This is a genomic window from Vibrio owensii CAIM 1854 = LMG 25443, assembly GCF_000817815.1.
Taxonomy (GTDB): domain Bacteria; phylum Pseudomonadota; class Gammaproteobacteria; order Enterobacterales; family Vibrionaceae; genus Vibrio; species Vibrio owensii.
Map to the genome: position 1 here is coordinate 107,221 of NZ_JPRD01000048.1, position 21,254 is coordinate 128,474.

Below are 21,254 nucleotides of genomic sequence, written 5' to 3' on the forward strand. Positions count from 1 at the left end.
GAACCTTGTGCACTACTTCTGCTTAGGCAAACCATTGATTCCATGCTTGCTTCACCCACTCTCGCTCTGCAACAAATTTCTCTTCCGCCACATCGGCATCCAAGTTGAGCAAGTTTCGACGATGAATCTCATCGCGCATTGATGTGTATGCGCGCGTCAATTGCATCGCTTGATCTTCTTCCATGACACCTTGTGCAATCAGGGTTTCAAAAATACGCACGTTATCGCACCAGCGAATCAGCTTCGGCTTACTGTGACTGTAGTTGAGCACAAGGTATTGAGCGAGAAATTCAATATCGGTAATACCGCCGTTGTCTTGCTTCAGCATAAAACGACCGGATTTTTTCCCACCCAAGTGGTCACGCATTTTCTCACGCATATCGACCACGTCTTTCTTCAGCGCGTCTTGGTCACGCTGTTTACACAACACATCATGACGGGTGTTGTGGAAGGCGATAGCCAAAGGCTCATCACCATAAATCATACGCGCACGAACAAGAGCTTGATGCTCCCATGTCCATGCATCTTTGTGTTGATAGTCATCAAAAGCATCGGTTGGGCTAACCAATAACCCAGAAGCACCAGATGGACGTAAGCGAGTATCCACTTCGTACAGAATGCCTGATGCAGTGCGGGTTGAGAAAATATGAATGATGCGCTGCGCTAAACGAAGATAGAACTGGCGACCATCAATTTCTTTCTTACCATCGGTGTAGACGTTCACTGGGCAATCGTGCATAAACACGATATCGAGGTCTGAGTTATAACCCAGCTCCCAACCGCCAACTTTTCCGTAACCAATCACGGCGAAACCTTTACCTTCACGATCTTTCACATGCGTTGGTTCGCCATATTTTTCCGACACTTGTAACCAAGCTTGGTTCACTACCGCTTCCACAATTGCTTCTGCCAAGTAGGTTAAGTGGTCACTCACTTTCATCACAGGAAGGACACCAGCAATATCAGCAGCGGCAATACGCAAGATGCAGATTTGTTTAAACTGGCGCAGCGCTTCCATCTGCTGCTCCATATCATCCTCTGGGATGCGGGCAAGGAAGTCACGTAGCTCTGTTCGGTAGCTATCAAGTGGAATTGGGTTGTACAAATGCTGAGGGTCGATCAACTCATCAAGCAGAATTGGATAACGCGATAGCTGTTCAGAAATCATTGGGCTAGCTGTACACAGACGAACCAATTGCACTAACGCAGCCGGATGTTCATCCAACAGCTCAAGGTACGTTGTTCGCGTACAGATGTTATGCAGCAAATGCAAAACTCGCGGCAAGCCAAACTGCGCATCCGGATGAGCAAACACCGCATCGAAGACTTTTGGCATTAGCTTGGTCAGCACTTCTCGCCCACGTGGTCCAAGCGTCTTCTTCGCCAGATCCGCTTTGAACTGCATAATGGTTTTCGCCAAGTTTTCTGGATTCTCGGCTTTGATATCCTCTTGTAGAACGTGTTCAAGCACATCTTGCTTGGTCGCCATGTCCCACAATTCGTGGAAATGACGAGCGACGGCTTCCGCTTCGTCCTCTTCATCATCACCAATCAAACTTTCAAATACCTTGTGCACGTTTGCCATGTGTTGTTGCGTTTGAGCAATGAGCGCATCCCAACTATCAAAGCGCATCGCAGTAGCAAGTTTCAATTGCTCGTCTGCACAATCGGGCAAGGTTTGCGTTTGCTTGTCCGCCATCGCTTGTAGCAGGTTTTCTAACTGGCGCAGGTACTTATAAGCCACTTCAAGGTTATCGACCTCTGGTTGCGTAAGCTGACCCAGCTCACCAATGGCATTCAAGGTTTCTAGCAGGCCTCGACCACGTAAAGATGGCTCGCGACCACCACGAATTAACTGGAACACTTGAGCGATAAACTCAATCTCACGAATGCCGCCCGCACCCAACTTGATGTTATTGCTCAAACCACGACGGCGCACTTCACTGCTGATCATGGATTTCATCCGGCGCAGAGATTGAATCGCACTGAAGTCTATATAACGGCGGAAAACAAACGGACGCAGCATCTGGCGCAACTCTTGATATTGCGGATACATTTCACTGCCCATCACGCGCGCTTTAATCATCGCATAACGTTCCCAATCCCTTCCTTGTTCTTGGTAGTAATCTTCGAGCGCGGCATAGCTCATCACCAACGGACCACTTTCACCAAATGGACGTAAACGCATATCCACGCGGTAACAGAAGCCGTCAAAGGTTTGTTGGTCGAGTGCTTTAATGATGCGTTGCCCCAAACGGGTAAAGAACTGCGCGTTGGCAATGCTGCGGCGCGCGCCTTGCGTCTCACCGTTTTCTGGGTATGTGAAAATCAGATCGATGTCAGAAGAGAAGTTAAGCTCACCACCGCCAAGCTTACCCATGCCAATGATCAGCATAGGTTGCGCTTCACCCTCGGCATTGGTTGGCGTGCCCCACTCATTACAGCAAATCTTGTATTGCCATTGATAAGTTTCGAAGATCATCGCCTCTGCCAATTGAGACAAATGACTGAGCGACTCTTCTAGTGTCCAAGTGTGGGTAAAGTCTTTCCACGCAATGTAGACCATTTCGCGGTTACGGAACTGACGCAGCACACGGTGGCCTGCCATTTCATCTTGGCATTCAGCTAAGAGATCGGCGAGGCGTGTACGATAAGCTTGTTGTCGACTACTTTCTGCCAGCATGCTTGGCAAGTTTTGTGCGAGTGTCTCATCACGATGAATCGCTTCGGTAATGAACTTACTTAACCCAGACACAAAACGAAATTGCTCAGCAATCTCGGTTGGCCATTGTTGAAAGTATCCCGCTTGCTCGGCGTTTTGAACCGCAGAATCCGCGACAGAAATCAGTGACGAAGGCAGCTGCATTTTTCTTCCTTGTGTGAAAAGCACTGTGGTTTGAGAGGTATACACTCTTTTATACCAGAGTTGGCATAAATAAAAACGCCCACAAAAGGTTTGTGGGCGTTTTATCAAAGCTTGCTGAAACTAGACTTCGAAAGATTTAATCTTCTTGTCGAGCTCTTCTGCATTGTTCTGCATCATCTCAGAGGTCTCTAGCAACTCGCTGACCACCACGACCGATGCTTCCACAAGCTCACGAACATTAGTTAAGTTCTGGCTCATTTCTTCTGCGACGCTGCTTTGCTGACCTGATGCCGTTGCAATCTGGAAGTTCATATCGTTAATTTGCGTGACTTGACCAACAATGCCGTCAAGCTCAGTGCCAGCATTTGAAACTAGCTCAACACCTTCAGCTGCCTCAACCACGCTCTTCTCCATCAACTCTACCGCTGAGGTTGCGCTCGCTTGAAGCTGAGTGATCATCTCTTGGATTTCTACCGTTGCTTGCTGCGTACGTTGAGCAAGGTTACGAACTTCATCGGCTACTACTGCAAAGCCACGGCCCGCTTCACCCGCACGTGCCGCTTCAATTGCCGCATTCAGTGCAAGCAAGTTGGTTTGTTCTGAAATACCTTGAATGGTGCCAACTACGCTGCCGATGGCATCAACACGCTCTTCCACTTGGTTTACCGCGCTTGCTGAAGAAGCGATATCAGAAGACAGTTCACTCATCTTAGACACGGTTTTCTGTAAGAACTGCTGACCAGTCACAGCTTGTGTCGACGCTTGCTCGGTAAGAGACGATGCCGTTTGTGCATGCTCTGCCACCGTTTGAACCGTAGATGACATCTCGCTCATTGCGGTAGCTAGCTGATCGATCTCGTTGAACTCTTCTTGTGCTGATTCTTTGGTTTCTGACATGCTGAGCGTCATCACTTCCGTCAGAGTAGAAAGCTCATCAGAAGCATTGATCTGCATCTGAATCACATCATGCAGCTGACGACGCGTTTTCTCTAGCTCACGAGCGACATCGCCATACTCATCTTTACAATCCATGCCAAATGGCACAGACAGATTTTTGCTTGCCATCAACTTGATTGCATCATTCAAGTACTGTGTTTGACGCAGCATGACACGAGCAGCGGCGAGCAATAGCACCACAAACACAACAATGAGTATCGCGGTTTGCCACGCCACTTGCGTTAGGTAGGCTTCGTAATGTTGTTGGGCAACTTGCTCGTTCTGTGTTGCCGCCAATAATGAGTTATAGAACGTGCTCGCGTCCCATAATTGTTTTGCCACAATCAGGATGGTACTGAATACCATCAACATGACCATTTTCGGAACGAGCTTGATGTCGGATATCACCCTTTCCCACGGCTTAAATGCCAGCTTTTCCATTGTCAGTTCTCCACCGAGTCTTATATAGTCTTTATCTTACTTATAGTTATGCTCGCGCTTGATTCTGGTTGCGCGATTTATTTCGAGCTTCGTATGAAAAACTATGATATCAAAGACAGCACTAAACCGATGGGGTTGCTATCACTAATCTTGTCCTTCATGGCGCTATTTGTGATCTCTGGCCTGTTGTTTTTCCCGCTTGATCACGAAACCCGTCAAGTCTTTATCGGTCTGGATTTTATAATCTGTAGTATTTTTATACTGCAGCTCACTATAGATTTGATCCGAGCCACAGATCGTAAGTTGTTTCTCAAGCACCACTGGATCGATTTTGTGGCGAGCATCCCAATGATTGAGCCTTTGCGCTTCGCTCGCTTATTCCATATCTTGCGCGTCATTCTGGTACTGCGCTCTTCCAAATTCATTCTTTTCCAGCTCAAGCAAAACCGTCGTGAAACCACATTAGCGTCCATTTTGTTGTTAATGGTGGTGCTGATTACTTTAGGTTCTAGTGCGATGCTGTTTATTGAAGGGCAGAATCCTGATGCCAACATCCAGACGGGAACAGACGCATTGTGGTGGGCCTTTGTGACTATTTCGACCGTTGGTTATGGTGACCATTATCCAGTGACGACGGGAGGTAAGCTGCTTGCCGTGCTGATCATCATATGTGGTGTTGGTATCTTCGGTATGATTTCAGGTTTAATCACCTCGTTCCTGACCGCTCCCACTCGTCAGCAAGATAACCGGTCGAAGAATAAAGAGAAGCTGTTGGAACAAGTATTGGATAGGCAGGAACAGATACTAGATAGACTCCAATCCATCGAAGACGAACTCAATGAACAGAAACAACGGACAAAAAAATAGGACCTTCAGGTCCTATTTTTTTGTAGTCATCTTATTCTTGCCAATAGGGCTCAACTTCCACGCTGATAGCGCGAGTCTGATCCATCGCGTGCAAGATGGAGCGCTCTTGACGGTGCAGCCAACGCTCTAACTGTTCTTGCTCTTCCCCTTCTAGCATGCCAACTAATGGCAGCAAATGGTTGAGCATGAGCAGGTCGTCAATGCCATGCACTAAGTCCGCCCATGGTAGACGGAAGCTGGTGCGCTCTTCGGCATCGTACAAGCTCGCGAAGCCAATACCAGTGTAAAGATTACGCAGCAGACGGTAACGTTGATCGACATATTCTTGTGCTGACAAATCACGCTCAGCCGGGAAAGCTTCCATCAACTCAGCCCAAGTGCGATCCAGTTGCTTCACTGAGAACGGTTGGATGTTACTCGACATCTTTTCACGCGCTTTGTCATCAAGGAATGGCTGCCAGCCACGCGTTAAGATCCAACGGCTCAAATCCAATAGCAAACCAGTGTAGCGAGCAGAACTTAGCAGCTCTAGCACTTCTTCACGGCTTGGTAGCTCGCCCAGTTGTTGAGTTAACTCAGAAACAAGGAACTTACGTGCGTCCAGTTTGCGCAGCACGTTGCCTTTATCGTCCAGTAGCTCTTCTAAATGCGCGTGCTCATCGAGCCACTCAAGTTCTTCTTCCAACCATTTCATTTCTTGGCGCAGAATCGCACTTGCTCGGCGCGGTACCATGCTGCCAAAGATAGTGAAAGTTTGGCGGATAAAGCGAATTGCGTTGACGATTTCTCTTAGTGATTCGACACAATCACGCTCTGCGTAGATTTGCTCATGGTAATGCCAGTGTGCTAACGCATGCTCTAATGAGTTAATTAGGCAGTATTCCACGGTGTCGTTTTTGCTGCTGTCGACCAATGCCAGCGGCTTCACTTCATCACCCGTATAGCCACTTGCCAAACGGTAGCCTTTGGCCGCTTTGCTTAAGTTGCCTAGACGCATACCACCCGCTTCACATAGGCTACGAGCAAGGGTAAACAGTGCATCTGTTTGACCAGATTTGAGTTCAAGTTCCACTTCACAGATAGGGTCTTGCTTTTCTTCTCCGTCTTCACCTAGGGCAATCACGGCACCTTGGTCGAACGCAACTTCGATTTGGCTGCCATCAGGCATACCAATCAGCCATTGTTCACGAGTGAAGTTAGTAGAGAATAGAGGCGTCAGCTCCGCTTGCAGTGTTGCGATATCTTTACCTGCTGGCCAGATATCAGAAGGATGAAGCGTGAGGTCCGGCTCATTACTGGTGTGCTCGGCATTGTATTCTGGTCTTTGATGAAGGCCAGCAACAACGCGTCCTGCTGTTTTTACAGTCTGGACAAAAACATCATCAAAACGGCGAATTCTTAAACCAATGTCGTGCTTTCTTAACCATTTATCAGCGGTATCAAAGTAGGTGTTACCTAAGTCACGACTACTGTGCTGAAGTACTTTTGTTTCGGAAATTTTAGCTCTTAAAGTTTCTGAAAATTCAGGAGAAACAAAAAACTTCAGTTCTATCTCGGTTTCCATAGCTATACCTTTCAAAGCAGATAGAAACAGGATATTGCCTAATTTCTCACACGGCAAGAAAGAAATATCACCCGAATGATGATCTAAAACAGTTTTAATGAGCGATTTAATGCGTTAACATGCGCGCCTTTATAGCCATCGTTCAACATTTCGCCAAGAAATGGTGTATGTTTTTTTAAGGTTATAGTTATTAGGTTGAATGACCATGCCAGTAAATACAATTATGGGGTTATTTGCAAAGTCCCCAATTAAGCCTTTGCAGCGCCACGTTGTGTGTGTCAACGAATGTTGTTCACACCTGGTTAAGTTCTTTGAAGTTTCTTCAAAGGGTGACTGGGAAAAAGCAGCTGAAATTCGTGCTCAGATTTCTCACCTAGAGAAAGAAGCGGACGTGCTGAAACGTGAAATCCGTCTAAAACTGCCTCGCGGTTTGTTTATGCCAGTCGATCGTACTGACATGCTTGAGCTTCTAACTCAACAAGACAAACTTGCTAACCTGGCAAAAGACATTGCTGGCCGTGTATATGGTCGACAACTTGTCATTCCTGAGGCTCTCCAACCAAACTTCCTCGCATACGTTCAACGTTGTCTTGATGCGGCTGATCAGGCGCAAAAAGTGATCAACGAACTTGATGAACTTCTAGAGACCGGCTTCAAAGGCCGTGAAGTAACGCTCGTTGCTGAAATGATTCATCAGTTGGACGTAATTGAAGATGACACCGATGCAATGCAGATTGAACTTCGCCAACAACTGATGGCGATTGAAGCTGACATGAATCCTATCGATGTCATGTTCTTGTACAAGATTCTTGAATGGGTAGGTGGTATTGCCGACCAAGCGCAGCGCGTAGGTGCTCGTTTGGAAGTCATGCTATCTCGATCTTAAAACATAAGTTAACGACATAACGAAGAGCATTACTAACGCGTGTCAGATGGACGATGACTATTTTCACCGTCTTATGGGCTGACGCGCGCAAAATTTTGCTCCGCTTGTTATAAAACAACTAGGTATTACGATGGATATCCTTGCGAACTACGGCACTGTCCTGATTATTGTTGCAGCGATTTTTGGTTTCATGATGGCAATTGGTATTGGCGCGAACGACGTTGCTAATGCTATGGGTACATCTGTTGGCTCAAAAGCGCTTACCGTTAAACAAGCGATCATTATTGCAATGATCTTTGAATTTGCGGGCGCATATCTTGCAGGCGGTGAAGTAACCGACACTATCCGTAAAGGTGTTATCGAAACATCTCTATTTGCTAGCCAACCTGACATTCTTGTCTACGGCATGATGTCAGCGCTTCTTGCGGCTGGTACTTGGCTTCTACTTGCTTCTTACATGGGCTGGCCTGTATCAACGACTCACTCAATCATCGGTGCAATCATCGGTTTTGCGTGTGTGTCTGTAGGTACAGAAGCAGTTGACTGGAGCAGTGTTCAAGGGATTGTCGGTAGCTGGATTATTACTCCGGTTATCTCAGGCTTCTTTGCTTACGTTATCTTTGTCAGCGCACAGCGTCTGATCTTTGATACTGAGAACCCACTATTCAACGCGAAACGTTTCGTTCCAGTGTACATGTTCATCACGACTATGGTGATTGCGCTTGTAACGATTAAGAAAGGTCTGAAACACGTTGGCCTTCACCTAAGTAATGGTGAAGCGTGGATGTGGGCAGCAATCGTCTCTGCTGCAGTAATGGCAGGTGGTTACTTCTACATTCAGAAGAAATTCGCGAACCGCGAAGAAGACCGCAGCTTTGCTGGCGTAGAAGGCATCTTCAGCGTACTAATGGTTATCACAGCGTGTGCAATGGCATTCGCACACGGTTCAAACGACGTAGCTAACGCGATCGGTCCACTGTCTGCCGTTGTTTCAACGGTTGAACACATGGGTGAAGTTACAGCGAAAAGCACAATCGCATGGTGGATTCTTCCTCTAGGTGGTTTTGGTATCGTAGTTGGTCTAGCAACGCTAGGTCATAAAGTTATGGCTACCGTTGGTACTGGTATTACTGAACTAACACCAAGCCGTGGCTTTGCAGCTCAGCTAGCAACAGCATGTACAGTAGTTCTAGCATCAGGTACTGGTCTACCTATCTCTACTACTCAAACTCTAGTAGGTGCGGTTCTAGGTGTAGGTTTCGCTCGCGGTATCGCAGCACTTAACCTAGGCGTGGTTCGTAACATCGTTGCATCTTGGATCGTTACGCTACCAGCAGGCGCACTATTGGCAGTAGTATTCTTCTACGGCATCCAAGCGATGTTCTCGTAAGAGTAAACACCGTCAATACAATGTAAGCGCTTTGTCATTATTGACTCAAACGCACAGAAAGGGAGGCTTTGCCTCCCTTCTTTGTTGCACCGAAGTTTGAAACTGCATAATATTCGTCTATTTCCGGCTCCAATAATTCGGTGCCAAAGCTGTATCCAAGAAAATCGTTAAGGGATTTACTGTGAAAAAACTAATCATCACGGTTTTGTTTACTTTGCTAGCAGCGCCAGCGGCACTAGCGGCAGACCGTTATATTTCTGATGACCTATTCACTTTTATGCACTCTGGTCCAAACAACACTTACCGCATTATGGGCAGTGTTAACGCAGGCTCTAAAGTACAACTTCTTCAAACAAACAAAGACACGGGTTACACACAAATCCGTGACGCTCGTGGCCGTACAGGCTGGGTGCAAAGCAAGTTTGTTACGAACCAAGAAAGCATGGCAATTCGCCTTCCTCGCGTAGAGAAAGAGCTGAAAGAAGTGAAAGAGCAACTAGCAAACGCACGCCAGAACTCAGACACCGAAAAAGCGGGTCTAGTGACATCACTAGAAACACGCAACCAACAGATTTCTGATCTAGAGAAGAAATACTCTGAAATCAGCGACCAGCTTACTTCTGTTGAAACAGAAAACCGCGAACTTCGCGCTAAGCTAGATACGCAAAAAGACGACATGCTACTGAAGTACTTCACTTACGGTGGTGGTGTTGCAGGTCTTGGTCTGCTATTTGGTTTGGTACTGCCACACCTAATTCCTCGCAGAAAGAAATCGCCAGCAGGTTGGGCATAATTGCCTTCAGCTGAACGGATAAAGAAAAGCCAGTCGTAATCGACTGGCTTTTTTGTTGGCTTGTTAAGTAGGATTCTTGTTACTCACCCATTGAACTGGATGCTCGGCGTCTGTCCGTTGCCCCGTAAATCTTGCCATCTTTTAGCTCAATGGCGTTCAAGCCACTCACAACTGGAATCACGTGTACTGGGTAGCCAAGTTCCATAAACTCCGGTACCAGCATTTCTGCGAACGTTTTCTTCTCCACCAGCAAGCCCGTCGGGTCATAAGGCTTAGTGCGGTCTATTTTGGTGCCGTACTGAATGTTCGGCAAATCGATGGCCTCTTGCGCTGATAAGTTCCAATCCAGCACCCCAACGACGGTTTTCAACACATAACCCGGGATTTGGGAACTGCCTGGAGAACCGACCACCAAACGCAGGTTGTCGTCACTGTCCATCACCATTAATGGCGTAATGGCGGAACGTGGACGTTTACCCGCTTCAATCGAGTTCTGAGTTGGTTTACCGTTAACCGTTGGCTGAGGTGAGAAGTTTGCCATCTGCGCATTCAAAATAACGCCATCAACCATCACACCAGAACCCATACCAGTGCCTACCGTGCTGGTCATGGCAATGGCATTCCCTTCCCTATCGACGATAGAGATGTGTCCGGTATCTTTGCTCTCAAAACCTTGGTACTGCGCGTACTGTGTTGCGGTGACTTGCCCTGCTTTTGGATTTTCTTTTGCTACCCCTTCACTTGGAATAAGTCCACGACGCTCATCTAAGTACTCTTTGGACAGCAATTCAGCCGTTGGCGGTTCGACAAAATCTGGGTCGCCGGCATACGCGATACGGTCAGCCTTAGCAATACGCATCGCCTCAGTCATTAAGCGCCAAGGCTCAACATTCGTCTTCGCCATTTGTGAGAGTTCGTAAGGCTCAAGTAACTCAAGGCTTTGAGAGACCATCAGACCACCGGATGCTGGATAACCAAACGAAACGATTTTATTCCCACGGTAATCGCTCTCAATAACCTCTCGTTGCTTTACTTGATAGTTTTTGAAATCGTCTAGTGACAACTTCTCATGTTGATCATCAATGCGGCTATTGACCGTGTCTACGATGTGCTTACCAAACTCACCGCCATACAAATAGCTATCACCTTGTTGAGCAATGTTTCTCAATGTTTCAGCCATCTTCGGGTTCTTCATCAAGGTGCCCGTCGGCTTGATTTCGTCTCCTTGCCAATACAAGGCTTTGACTTCCGGGTCTTGCTCAAGTCGGCTTTGCTCTCGTACAACAATGTCATAAGTATAGCTGTTCATCGCATATCCTTCGCTCGCCAGTTCAATGGCAGGCTTAATGAGCTCTGACCATGGCAGCTTTCCGTATTGCTCGTGAGTGGTGTAAAGCAAGCGCAGCGTTCCCGGCACGGCAATAGAGCGAGGGCCAAGTATCTCATTACGGCTAAGCACTTCTCCGTTTTCCACAAACATTTCTGGGTTTGCACTAGAAGGTGCTTCATCGCGTCCATCCAAGGCGAGAAACTTTTGTTTATCGTGCTGATAGAACAGAGCGAACGTGCCGCCACCAATGCCTGTCATGTCAGGCTCTACAACGGACATCACCATTTGCATCGCAACCATGGCATCGACCGCGTTGCCACCTTGCTTCAATACGGAATAGCCAGTACTGCTGACATAAGGGTTGGTTGCACTCACCATAAAATGTTCACCAGTATTATCTGGCGTAATTGGGAAAGGTTCTGGCTTTGCGGCATGGCTCACCGCGGCAATCAAGCTCAAAGAAAAAGTAAGAATACGCATACGTTCCGGATAGACTCCTGTATTTATAAGATGTCTAACGTTGACTCAATGCTTATTGCGAAGTTCGTCAATATGGCGTTTTTTTACACAACACTGACTGGGGAACACCTATCAATAAGTACGCCGTATTGGAGTCATTTAAACGACAGGCATAAGGTATATTTTGTTTCTTTGAACCCTGAGTTGGCATCACTAAAATGGATAAACGAACCGCTCTACAGATGTAAAAATCCAGAAGTAAAAAAGCCAGCGGCAAAAGCTCACTGGCTAGATGTGATTTGGAAGAAAAAACCGCTTTAGTTGAAGCTTAGCCTTTCCATTCATAGAGAGCTGGGATACGGATTTTCTCTCCTTGGAATTCGACGATCACCGCTCGCGGTTGGATCTCTTTCAAAGTGATCTGCCCATCAACCACATCACCTTGATGGTACTCAACGTTATTGATCTTCACCCAACGACGATTCACGTCACTCGAGTACATGTGCGTTTGCAAGTTCATAGCCGGTAATCGTCCATGCCATTGCCGAGCGTCACGCTCAAGATCATCAGCCGATGATGCATTATCTGCAGATGGTTGATCGTTGTTTGCTAACGCGTTCTCTACCTTCAATGCTAAATCTGGAGATAAAGAAGACAAATCAAGATCGTCCAGTGATAAGCCGAGATCATCATGGCTTTGCATTTTCGGACTGGTAGGCGCGGTTTTCTGAGGTACTTCTAACAAGTCTTGCTCACCCGGAACCGAATCATTATTGGCATACCCTTTATCAACGAACGTCCCAAACTCTTGTGAGAGTTCGGCAGTCGGCCAATCTCGTTGCAACTGCGCCAGTTGTGGCTCCTCGGGGTAACTCAAGCTTTCGAACTTAGGCTTAACCACTGGTTTTACTGGCTCAACGATCGGCTGCGCTTTTTCAACCACAACAGGCTCTGGGGCATCTTGGGCAAAGAGATCCAAATACCACGCCGCGCCAACCGCCGTAATGCTCACTGGCAATAGAAAGAGTCCAACATGCTTCATGACTGACATTATGCGTCCTCCTCATCAATTTGCTTTAGCTGTGGTGCATCCATTTGTACGCTCTGCTGCAATCGCTCCAGTGTACGTTGCCCTGCGATACCATCAACACCAATGCCTTGCCAACGTTGGAACAACTCCACACGCTCTTTTAGTGCGCCGTCATAGATATCAGAACCTAGCGGTTGCTCATTCACAGCCTGTGCCAAGAGTTGGTCAAGAACATCAATCGCTGGTCCTTCCATATCTAAGCGCAACGTATCCTTGAGCGGCGCTTGCCACAACTCAATGATGTTGCCTTGCCACAATGGTTTAAGCCAAGAAACGGGGAGCCGCAAACGCTGACTGCCGTTGAGCACTTCGACCTTGTCATCACCAATGGCATACAAAACAACATAACCGACTTGGCCTTGATAGTTGAGCTCTAAGATAACCGGACGATTTTGCTGCACCAACAACGGCCATGTCGCCATTTTACGCTCGCATCGTATGGTGGATTGAGGCTCTGATAAACATAAATTATCACGTACCGAAGCACGATAACCCCAAAGCTTATACAGTTCATTCACCGCTAGATTCGATTGTTTTTGTTCTAGCAACATGTTGCGCTGCTCATTGGTCAATTGCTCATTAACCACAGGCGCAGCAATTTGAGGGACTGTCGCTTGAACGACTTGAACAGGCGCAGTGCTTACCGTCGACTTTAAAGGCATTTGCTGCATCACAGCCCAACCAATACCGACAGCAGCGCAAACACCGATGGCAGCCGAGCCCCATGTCGGCCACTCAAAACTGCGGCGAATGGGTTTGTCTTGCTGATAAATCTCCGCTTGGAACTGCATTACCTCTTCACACGCTTGATGAACAGTTTGCTTATCCACGACCACATTGCCTTTGTAATAGCTCATGTTCAGGGATTTATCGCAAATCAAGTTAATCAGACGCGGAATACCGTGACTGTATTTAGCAATCAATTTGGTAGAACTGCGGTCAAACAGCTGTTTATCACCACCAGCGGTGTGCAAACGGAACGTGATGTAATCTGCGGTTTCTTTCTCATCAAGTGGCAGCAAGTGATAACGGCCAGTAATGCGCTGAGCAAGTTGACGCAGTTGCGTAGTTTGCAACAAGCGCTGTAATTCAGGCTGCCCCACCAAAAGCACTTTAAGCAGCTTACGTGTATCCGTTTCTAAGTTGGTTAACAGGCGTAATTGCTCAAGCACATCGGCAGCCAAGTGCTGAGCCTCATCGATAACCAATAAGGTTGTCCAACCTGACTTGTGATTATTCAACAAGTACTCATGAATCACTTGGTTAAGCTGCTTTAATGTCGCATCTTGCGGATAGGTGACTTTGAATTCATCACAAACGGCTTCGAGTAAATCTCGACTTGAGAACGTTGGATTGAGGATCAACCCCGCTTTGGTGTTCTCGTCTAAGTTTGCCAACATGGCTTTTGCGACCGTGGTTTTACCTGTCCCTACCTCGCCCGTCAGCATGGCAAAACCACCACCATCGCCTAACCCCGCCTGAAGATGCGTAATCGCCTCTTTATGACGTTGGCTCAGATACAGATAACGCGAGTTTGGAACAATCGAAAATGGCAGTTCAACAAACCCGAAAAAGTCCTTATACATTAGGATCTCCAGCTAAAACCCACCCGCAATCAAATCGGGATATTCCTTATTAGACTTAAACAAAGCGCTAAGTTCTTTTAGATGTGAAGAAAAGTACCATTGCTTGCTACAATGTCCAACGTCATATCCATAAATTAAGAGGTAATGCGTGCAAGTTTATTTAGTTGGTGGTGCAGTTCGAGATCATTTGCTCGGAATCGACAGTTATGACAAAGATTGGGTGGTCGTCGGCTCGACACCAGAAATGATGCAAAGCCAAGGCTACACGGCTGTCGGGAAAGACTTTCCTGTATTTCTTCACCCCAAGACTAAAGAAGAGCACGCCCTTGCACGAACCGAAAGAAAATCTGGGGCGGGTTACACTGGCTTTGAATGTTTCTTTGATCAAAGCGTCACGCTTGAAGAAGACCTAATTCGCCGCGACCTCACTATCAACGCCATGGCGATGGATGAAGATGGCAACTTGTATGACCCATACGGCGGCCAAAGAGATACCGATGCAAAAGTACTTCGTCATGTCTCGCAGGCTTTTGTTGAAGACCCTTTGCGTGTTTTACGTGTTGCTCGCTTCGCGGCTAAGTTAGCGCACTTGGGTTTTAGTGTCGCAGAGGAAACCATGCTGCTGATGCGCGATATGGCCGAATCCGGCGAGCTAAGTACGCTAACGCCAGAACGTGTTTGGCAGGAATGGCACAAGTCGCTTTCTACCTCCCGCCCTGACGTGTTTTTATCCGTTTTAAGAGATTGCGGTGCATTAGCCGTTGTCTTGCCAGAAATTGACGCGCTATTTGGTGTACCTCAACCAGAAAAATGGCATCCGGAAATCGACACGGGCATTCACACCTTAATGGTGGCACAGCAGGCAGCGAAGCTAAGTGATTCACTACCCGTTCGATTTGCTGCGCAAGTACATGATTTAGGCAAAGGCATCACGCCAGAAAGCGAATGGCCAAGTCATAAAATGCATTGTCATACAGGATTAAAACTGATTAAAAAGCTGTGCGACCGTGTACGCGTACCTAATGAGTTTCGTGACTTAGCCCTAATGGTGTGCGAGCAGCACTCTAACATCCATCGAGCAGTTGAACTTAAGCCTCAAACTATCATCAAAATCCTAAACAAGTTTGATGTGTGGCGTAAATCAGAACGTTTACAAGATATTTTAATCTGTTGCCAAGCCGATCATGCTGGTCGAAAGGGGCTAGAAGACCAACCTTACCCGCAAGCAGAGCTGTTTATGCAAGCTTACCAAGCGGCGGCATCTGTCGATGTACAAGCGATCATTAAAGACGGCTTCAAAGGCCCAGCAATTCGTGATGAACAAGAGAAGCGTCGCGTTGAAGCAGTCAGAGTTACGCTAGGAAAATAAACCGATAAGTACATAACAGACAAACAAAAACGCCCGCTGTAGAAAGTGGGCGTTTTCATTCGGATTGAGTTTAAGCAGTCAGCAAGAAAGCAAACAAGCCAAAACCTAGAATCAGACGATAGATAACGAATGGTGTCATGCCTATGCGTGAAATCATCTTCAAGAAGAAGTGAATACAGATGTACGCACTGATAAACGAAGTCACAATGCCCGTTAATAGGAAGCCAACGTGTACTGGTTCACCGCTTGTCACCAACTTCATACCTAGGTAACCACCCGCCAAAGTAATGATTGGGATAGACATTAGGAATGAGAAACGTGCCGCCGCTTCACGAGTAAAGCCAAGGTAAAGTGCCGCCGTGATTGTCGCACCAGAGCGTGAAGTACCAGGAATCATAGCGAGTGCTTGAGCGATACCGATAAACAGAGCCTTCTTCCAGCCCGTTTGGTATTCATCAGCCACTAGCTCTGCATTTTTATCTACCCACCAAAGCAGCAAGCCGAAGATGATAGTCGTGGTTGCAATCACGTAGGCACTACGTAGGTAAACCTCAATGATGTCTTTCATCAACAAGCCAAACACACAGGCTGGAATCGTTGCAATGACGATCATCCATGCCAGTTTAGCCTCTTTGCTGCGATCACCTTTAAAGATCGAAGCAAACAGCGCTTGGAAAAGCGTGATCACTTCTTGACGGAAGTAGATCACCACCGCCATCAATGTACCAACGTGAACGGCAACATCAAAGGCCAAACCTTGGTCTTCCCAACCAAGAATGGCAGAAGGCAGGATCAAGTGCGCAGAGCTGGAAATTGGTAAAAACTCTGTCAGACCCTGAATCAGAGCCAAAATAAAGGCTTCAAAGTAACTCATGTAAACAACTCAGATTAAAGTGAAAAAGAAACTGGTTTGAGTGAATCGACAGGCTGCATCACCTGCCAAATATCTGCGATTGTTCTTCCATCGCCGGGGATCACCAATTGAGGTTCGAGATCATACAGGGGCTTTGTTACAAAAGGATATTTGTAGATATCACTGCGAGGTAGCTCAGGTTTTTGCTGCGAAATACACTCACCAAACAAGACTATATCGAGATCTAAAGTTCGATCCTGATACTTCTGTGCGTTTTCTTCACGCCCCCACTGAAATTCAATCTCGCGTAAGCGGTGACTCAACTCTTCGAGTGATAACTCCGTGGAAAAACTAATCACGAAGTTGTAGAAGTTTTGACTGCTAAAGCCGATTGGCTCGCATTCGTATATCGGCGAAACTCTCAGATCACATCCCAGCTTTTGCAGCTCTTGATAAGCCACAAGTGCGTGATGTTCTCGGTCAATATTGGTCCCTACACCGATATACGTTTTGATCATGCCTGACCTCGCTCAATCACAACGCCAACAGCGCGTGCTTGAGGAACAGCACCAGGTTTCGCTAAACGGATCTTCACCCAAGGAACAGAGAAACGTTGCATGATAAGCTCTGCGACTTCTTCTGCCACGCGCTCAACCAACAAGAAGCGACCATTTTCGATGTGATTTAATACCGCTTCGCTCACTTGTGAGTAATCCAACGCATCTTGAACATCATCACTCTTGCCCGCCGGCTTGTTATCGTGCGCCATTTCGATGTCCAGAACCAGCTTCTGCTTGATTTGCTGTTCCCAATCGTAAACGCCGATGGTGGTGATCACTTCTAACTGTTCAATAAAAACTTTATCCAGAGCCATCTTATGTCCTTCTATTACAGAGGTCGGATACCCGATTTGGGCATTTTGATCGTACTATTCTATACCCAAGCAACCTGCTACGGCCTTTAACCACGTCAATTGGTGGCAAAAAGTCGCTTGGGTATAAACTGCGAAGACTCTTTATATACAAGAAATCCCATAATGCAAGCTCTATCGCAGAGAGTATTTTTGCTCAAAGCCGAATCGCGGTATGATAGCAATTACTCAGGAACTGAGCATTAAATTCCAATCCATCAAGGACTTCTATGGACGCACTGGCACTAATAATGACAATGGCCGCCTATTTGCTGGGTTCGATCTCCAGTGCGGTTCTAATTTGTCGTTTGCTGAGACTGCCAGATCCACGCAAAGTTGGCTCGAATAACCCAGGCGCCACCAACGTATTACGTATTGGTGGTAAAGGGGCAGCGATTGCCGTATTGCTTTGCGATATGCTCAAAGGCACCATTCCAGTGTGGGGTGGCTACTTCCTTGGTATCGACCCAATCATCCTTGGTGTTATCGCCATCGCGGCCTGTCTTGGCCATATGTATCCGATCTTCTTTCACTTTAAAGGTGGCAAAGGCGTTGCAACGGCACTAGGCGCAATTGCACCTATTGGTTTGGATTTAACTGGGCTGGTGATGCTCACTTGGCTCTCTGTGGCGGCTTTATTCCGTTACTCTTCCTTGGCCGCATTGGTGACGGTTCTGGTTACTCCTTTTTATACTTGGATGTTCAAACCCCAGTACACTCTGCCTGTGGCCATGTTGTGTTGTTTAATCGTATTTAAGCACCATCAAAACATCCGCCGCTTACTGTCTGGTGAAGAGCCCAAGATTGGCGAGAAGAAACTGATAGAAAAAAACTCGGCTTAATGCCGAGTTTTTTGTATTTGAATCATGCTGTTCAAGATTTTATGCATGTACTTTGTTGAGGAAATTCAACAGCATTTGGTTAACGAACTCTGGCTGTTCTAAAGAGCTGATATGTCCCGCTTCAGGAATCTCCACTAACTCGCTGCCCGTAATGCAATCATTCATTAAGTAAGATTCAAACACTGGACGTGGCTTATCCTCACGACCAACCGCAATCAACGTTGGCAGTGCGAACATCTCAGAATCTTCAATCACATCACGACGGCCAAACACCATACGTCCAATACGAGCGACTTCGACGGCACGCTCACCTTGCAGAGCTTCCAGACTTTGTTTGAATGAAGCGACTAACTCAGGATTCACTTGCTCAGCATTATTGGCAAAAAATAGCGGAGTGACTGCCTCAATAATTGGCGCTGGCACGGCTTGCACTTGGCTAATCGTATCTAACATCACAAAGTACTTCTTGTGCGTCACTTCAGGCTCAAGCCCAATGAAGGTATCCATCAACACTAATGACTTCACACGCTGTGGCGCTTGAGAAGTCAGCTCTGCTCCCCACATGCCGCCAACAGACAAACCAACAATAGAGAACTGTTCGATCTCCAAATGATCCATCAATGCCAGCATGTGCTGAGCGTAATCCACCAAAGAACGGGTTGAAGCTGGCGCAGCATCTGACTTACCATGCCCCCAAAGGTCTGGCACAATACAACGGTACGATTGGCTCAACACTTCAATTTGTGGAGCCCACATTTGGCAATCCCAAAGGTAGCTGTGACCAAACAGAAGTACAGGACCTTCGCCCTTATCTAAGTAAGCAAGTTCTTGGCCTTCAATTTCAAACTTATTCATTGTTATATCCATTTCTTATTCTTGCGCATCATCCTATCACCAAAACAATATAGAACTGCTCGCATCAGTCAGACTTTCACATTAATTACACGAAGCCTTTCAATTCGTTAGCTAAAAATAAAGGCCTCTGATGAGCAGAGACCTTTATTGTCGTGAATCTATTTCAAACCTTCAGCAGAGGTTTGCTTACGCGATTGGCGTCAGTTGGTCGATTGGCCAACGTGGTCGCGCTTCCACGGCCATGTCTGACACTTCGCCATTCTTCAGGCGCTGCATACCAGCGTAAGCGATCATCGCACCGTTGTCGGTACAGAATTCCGTGCGTGGGTAGTAAACTTCACCACCTACTTTCTTCGCCAGCTTCTCAAGCTCAGCACGCAAACGACGGTTAGCACTTACGCCGCCAGCAATAACTATGCGCTTCATGCCTGTTTGCTCTAGTGCACGCTTACATTTGATTGCGAGTGTTGCACACACGGCCTCTTCGAATGCTAAAGCGATGTCCGCGCGTGTTTGCTCGTCATCACCGTTTGCCGCAATAGTGTTAGCAGTAAAAGTCTTTAGACCAGAGAAGCTCATGTCCAAACCCGGCACGTTGGTCATTGGACGTGGGAACTTAAAGCGACCCGGTGTGCCTTTTTCTGCCAGTTTAGACAGCAGTGGACCACCTGGGTAATCCAAGCCCATTAGCTTGGCGGTTTTATCGAACGCTTCACCCGCTGCGTCATCAATCGATTCGCCTAGGATTTTGTACTCGCCGATGCCTTTCACTTCCACCATCATTGAGTGGCCACCTGATACCAATACCGCCACAAACGGGAACGGTGGTGGGTTATCTTCTAACATAGGCGCAAGAAGGTGACCTTCCATATGGTGAACAGGTACCGCAGGCACGCCCCAAGCGTAAGCGATACTGCGACCAATCGTTGCACCAACAAGCAAAGCACCAACAAGACCAGGGCCTGCCGTGTACGCCACACCATCGATGTCTTTTGGGGTTAGGTTTGCTTCTTTTAGCGCTTCTTTAATAAGAGGAATGGTTTTCTTAACGTGGTCACGTGAAGCCAACTCAGGCACCACGCCACCGTAATCCGCGTGAAGTTTTACTTGGCTGTAAAGCTGGTGTGATAGCAGACCTTTTTCATCGTCGTAAATCGCGATGCCAGTCTCGTCACATGAGGTTTCAATACCGATAATGCGCATGGTTTTCTCAGTGGGCTTTCTATATAGAGGAAATTTGGGCGTCATATTACCTTGCCTTGATGCTTCAAACAAATTTTGTACAGACAATAAGCGATAAAAGGCTTTACAAAGCTTATGTGATCGGATTAAAATTCCGCACCATTTTTGATCAAGCTGGTAATAGACCAAACAATTGTGATTTGGTTTACTGAAATCCAGCGTTAACGAATAACCCCTGAGGTGAAAGGCATATGCCAGTAGTTAAAGTACGTGAAAACGAACCGTTCGACGTTGCTCTACGTCGTTTCAAGCGCTCTTGCGAAAAAGCAGGTATCCTTTCTGAAGTGCGTCGTCGTGAGCACTACGAAAAACCAACTACAGTTCGCAAACGCGCTAAAGCAGCAGCTCAAAAGCGTCACGCTAAGAAGCTTGCTCGCGAAAACGCTCGTCGCGTTCGCCTGTACTAATAACTGAGCTCCGGAAAGGAATTTAGTTATGGCTCTGATTGATAAACTCAAAGAAGAGCAAAAATTAGCGATGAAAGCCAAGGACAAATTGCGCCTTGGTACTATTCGTTTAGCTCTATCAGCAATTAAGCAACGTGAAGTTGACGAACAGATCACTCTGGGCGACGACGACATTCTTGCTGTATTGACTAAGATGGTTAAACAACGTCGCGACTCTGTAACGCAATTTGAAGCAGCGGGTCGTCAAGATCTAGCTGATGCGGAACAAGCTGAAATTACGGTTCTTGAGGACTTTATGCCTCAACCACTGACGGACGAAGAAGTTGCAGCTCTTATCGAGAATGCAATTGCGGAATCTGGTGCAGCTGGCATGCAAGACATGGGCAAAGTAATGGGCGTTCTGAAACCGCAAATTCAAGGGCGTGCAGATATGGGTAAAGTAAGCGGTCTAGTTCGCGCTAAATTGGCTTAATACCCCACCCAATTGCAGCAAGCCGTGCTATCCTTTGGAACGCACGGCTTGTTTGTATCTGGCAGAATGGAATAACAAAAAGCCGTACACATGCTT

Annotated in this window: 19 protein-coding genes; 8 read left to right on the top strand and 11 right to left on the bottom strand. The window is 47.0% G+C overall.

What is annotated here, in order from left to right; all coding sequences use genetic code 11:
* Window positions 1-22: 22 nt before the first annotated feature.
* Window positions 23-2,866: a bifunctional [glutamate--ammonia ligase]-adenylyl-L-tyrosine phosphorylase/[glutamate--ammonia-ligase] adenylyltransferase gene (gene glnE / locus H735_RS22615; RefSeq protein ID WP_020193992.1), complete on the bottom strand. Its 2,844-nt coding sequence runs from the start codon at window positions 2,864-2,866 to the stop codon at window positions 23-25.
* Window positions 2,867-2,986: 120 nt separating this feature from the next.
* Window positions 2,987-4,243, bottom strand: coding sequence for a methyl-accepting chemotaxis protein (locus tag H735_RS22620; protein ID WP_005436071.1), 1,257 nt, complete (start codon window positions 4,241-4,243; stop codon window positions 2,987-2,989).
* A gap of 48 nt (window positions 4,244-4,291) precedes the next feature.
* Here H735_RS22620 and H735_RS22625 point away from each other — a divergent pair, with 48 nt between their 5' ends.
* Window positions 4,292-5,110 carry a potassium channel family protein gene (locus tag H735_RS22625; RefSeq protein WP_020193991.1) on the top strand — a complete coding sequence of 273 codons (819 nt, stop codon included), beginning with the start codon at window positions 4,292-4,294 and terminating at the stop codon, window positions 5,108-5,110.
* Between the two features lie 31 nt (window positions 5,111-5,141).
* Here H735_RS22625 and H735_RS22630 read toward each other — a convergent pair whose 3' ends face one another.
* Entirely contained in the window at window positions 5,142-6,674 is a 1,533-nt protein-coding gene (locus tag H735_RS22630) for a CYTH and CHAD domain-containing protein (RefSeq protein ID WP_020193990.1), read from the bottom strand.
* A gap of 205 nt (window positions 6,675-6,879) precedes the next feature.
* On the opposite strand from H735_RS22630, the gene H735_RS22635 reads away from it, so the two are divergent.
* From H735_RS22635 to H735_RS22645, 3 genes are all read left to right on the top strand, one after another.
* The gene (locus tag H735_RS22635; protein ID WP_005431974.1) at window positions 6,880-7,560 is read left to right on the top strand and encodes a TIGR00153 family protein; all 681 of its coding nucleotides are present in this window, start codon (window positions 6,880-6,882) and stop codon (window positions 7,558-7,560) included.
* Window positions 7,561-7,690: 130 nt separating this feature from the next.
* Window positions 7,691-8,950, top strand: coding sequence for an inorganic phosphate transporter (locus H735_RS22640; RefSeq protein WP_005431976.1), 1,260 nt, complete (start codon window positions 7,691-7,693; stop codon window positions 8,948-8,950).
* A 181-nt stretch (window positions 8,951-9,131) separates the two neighbouring features.
* Window positions 9,132-9,743 (top strand): TIGR04211 family SH3 domain-containing protein, encoded by a 612-nt coding sequence (locus H735_RS22645; RefSeq protein ID WP_005528771.1) that lies wholly within the window; start codon window positions 9,132-9,134, stop codon window positions 9,741-9,743.
* A 79-nt stretch (window positions 9,744-9,822) separates the two neighbouring features.
* Here the strand turns inward: H735_RS22645 and ggt are convergent, their stop codons facing one another.
* The 3 genes from ggt to H735_RS22665 all read right to left on the bottom strand — a co-directional run bounded on the left by ggt (window position 9,823) and on the right by H735_RS22665 (window position 14,208).
* Window positions 9,823-11,553 carry a gamma-glutamyltransferase gene (ggt, locus tag H735_RS22650; protein WP_020193989.1) on the bottom strand — a complete coding sequence of 577 codons (1,731 nt, stop codon included), beginning with the start codon at window positions 11,551-11,553 and terminating at the stop codon, window positions 9,823-9,825.
* 307 nt (window positions 11,554-11,860) lie between these two features.
* Window positions 11,861-12,583: a general secretion pathway protein GspB gene (locus tag H735_RS22660; RefSeq protein WP_020193987.1), complete on the bottom strand. Its 723-nt coding sequence runs from the start codon at window positions 12,581-12,583 to the stop codon at window positions 11,861-11,863.
* Complete coding sequence (locus tag H735_RS22665) at window positions 12,583-14,208, bottom strand: ExeA family protein (protein ID WP_020193986.1); 1,626 nt, start codon at window positions 14,206-14,208, stop codon at window positions 12,583-12,585. Before H735_RS22665 ends, H735_RS22660 begins: the two co-directional genes overlap by 1 nt.
* Before the next feature lie 148 nt (window positions 14,209-14,356).
* On the opposite strand from H735_RS22665, the gene H735_RS22670 reads away from it, so the two are divergent.
* Window positions 14,357-15,577, top strand: a complete 1,221-nt coding sequence (locus H735_RS22670) for a multifunctional CCA addition/repair protein (protein ID WP_020193985.1) — start codon at window positions 14,357-14,359, stop codon at window positions 15,575-15,577.
* Between the two features lie 70 nt (window positions 15,578-15,647).
* On the opposite strand, the gene H735_RS22675 is transcribed toward H735_RS22670, so the two are convergent.
* The 3 genes from H735_RS22675 to folB are packed head-to-tail and all read right to left on the bottom strand — an operon-like array spanning window position 15,648 to window position 17,304.
* Window positions 15,648-16,451, bottom strand: a complete 804-nt coding sequence (locus tag H735_RS22675; RefSeq protein WP_020193984.1) for an undecaprenyl-diphosphate phosphatase — start codon at window positions 16,449-16,451, stop codon at window positions 15,648-15,650.
* Between the two features lie 14 nt (window positions 16,452-16,465).
* A complete protein-coding gene (folK, locus tag H735_RS22680) occupies window positions 16,466-16,948 on the bottom strand; it encodes a 2-amino-4-hydroxy-6-hydroxymethyldihydropteridine diphosphokinase (RefSeq protein ID WP_005436045.1) in 483 nt (160 codons plus the stop codon).
* Entirely contained in the window at window positions 16,945-17,304 is a 360-nt protein-coding gene (folB, locus tag H735_RS22685) for a bifunctional dihydroneopterin aldolase/7,8-dihydroneopterin epimerase (RefSeq protein ID WP_005436044.1), read from the bottom strand. Before folB ends, folK begins: the two co-directional genes overlap by 4 nt.
* Window positions 17,305-17,570: 266 nt before the next feature.
* On the opposite strand from folB, the gene plsY reads away from it, so the two are divergent.
* On the top strand, window positions 17,571-18,182 hold the full coding sequence (gene plsY, locus H735_RS22690) for a glycerol-3-phosphate 1-O-acyltransferase PlsY (protein WP_009707765.1): 612 nt from the start codon (window positions 17,571-17,573) through the stop codon (window positions 18,180-18,182).
* A gap of 39 nt (window positions 18,183-18,221) precedes the next feature.
* Here plsY and H735_RS22695 read toward each other — a convergent pair whose 3' ends face one another.
* Window positions 18,222-19,037 (bottom strand): alpha/beta fold hydrolase, encoded by an 816-nt coding sequence (locus H735_RS22695; RefSeq protein ID WP_020193983.1) that lies wholly within the window; start codon window positions 19,035-19,037, stop codon window positions 18,222-18,224.
* Between the two features lie 186 nt (window positions 19,038-19,223).
* Window positions 19,224-20,240 carry a tRNA (adenosine(37)-N6)-threonylcarbamoyltransferase complex transferase subunit TsaD gene (tsaD, locus tag H735_RS22700; RefSeq protein ID WP_009707767.1) on the bottom strand — a complete coding sequence of 339 codons (1,017 nt, stop codon included), beginning with the start codon at window positions 20,238-20,240 and terminating at the stop codon, window positions 19,224-19,226.
* Between the two features lie 230 nt (window positions 20,241-20,470).
* Here tsaD and rpsU point away from each other — a divergent pair, with 230 nt between their 5' ends.
* Both rpsU and H735_RS22710 read left to right on the top strand, forming a co-directional pair.
* A complete protein-coding gene (gene rpsU, locus H735_RS22705; protein WP_001145625.1) occupies window positions 20,471-20,686 on the top strand; it encodes a 30S ribosomal protein S21 in 216 nt (71 codons plus the stop codon).
* A gap of 28 nt (window positions 20,687-20,714) precedes the next feature.
* Window positions 20,715-21,158, top strand: coding sequence for a GatB/YqeY domain-containing protein (locus H735_RS22710; RefSeq protein ID WP_020193982.1), 444 nt, complete (start codon window positions 20,715-20,717; stop codon window positions 21,156-21,158).
* Window positions 21,159-21,254: the final 96 nt, after the last annotated feature.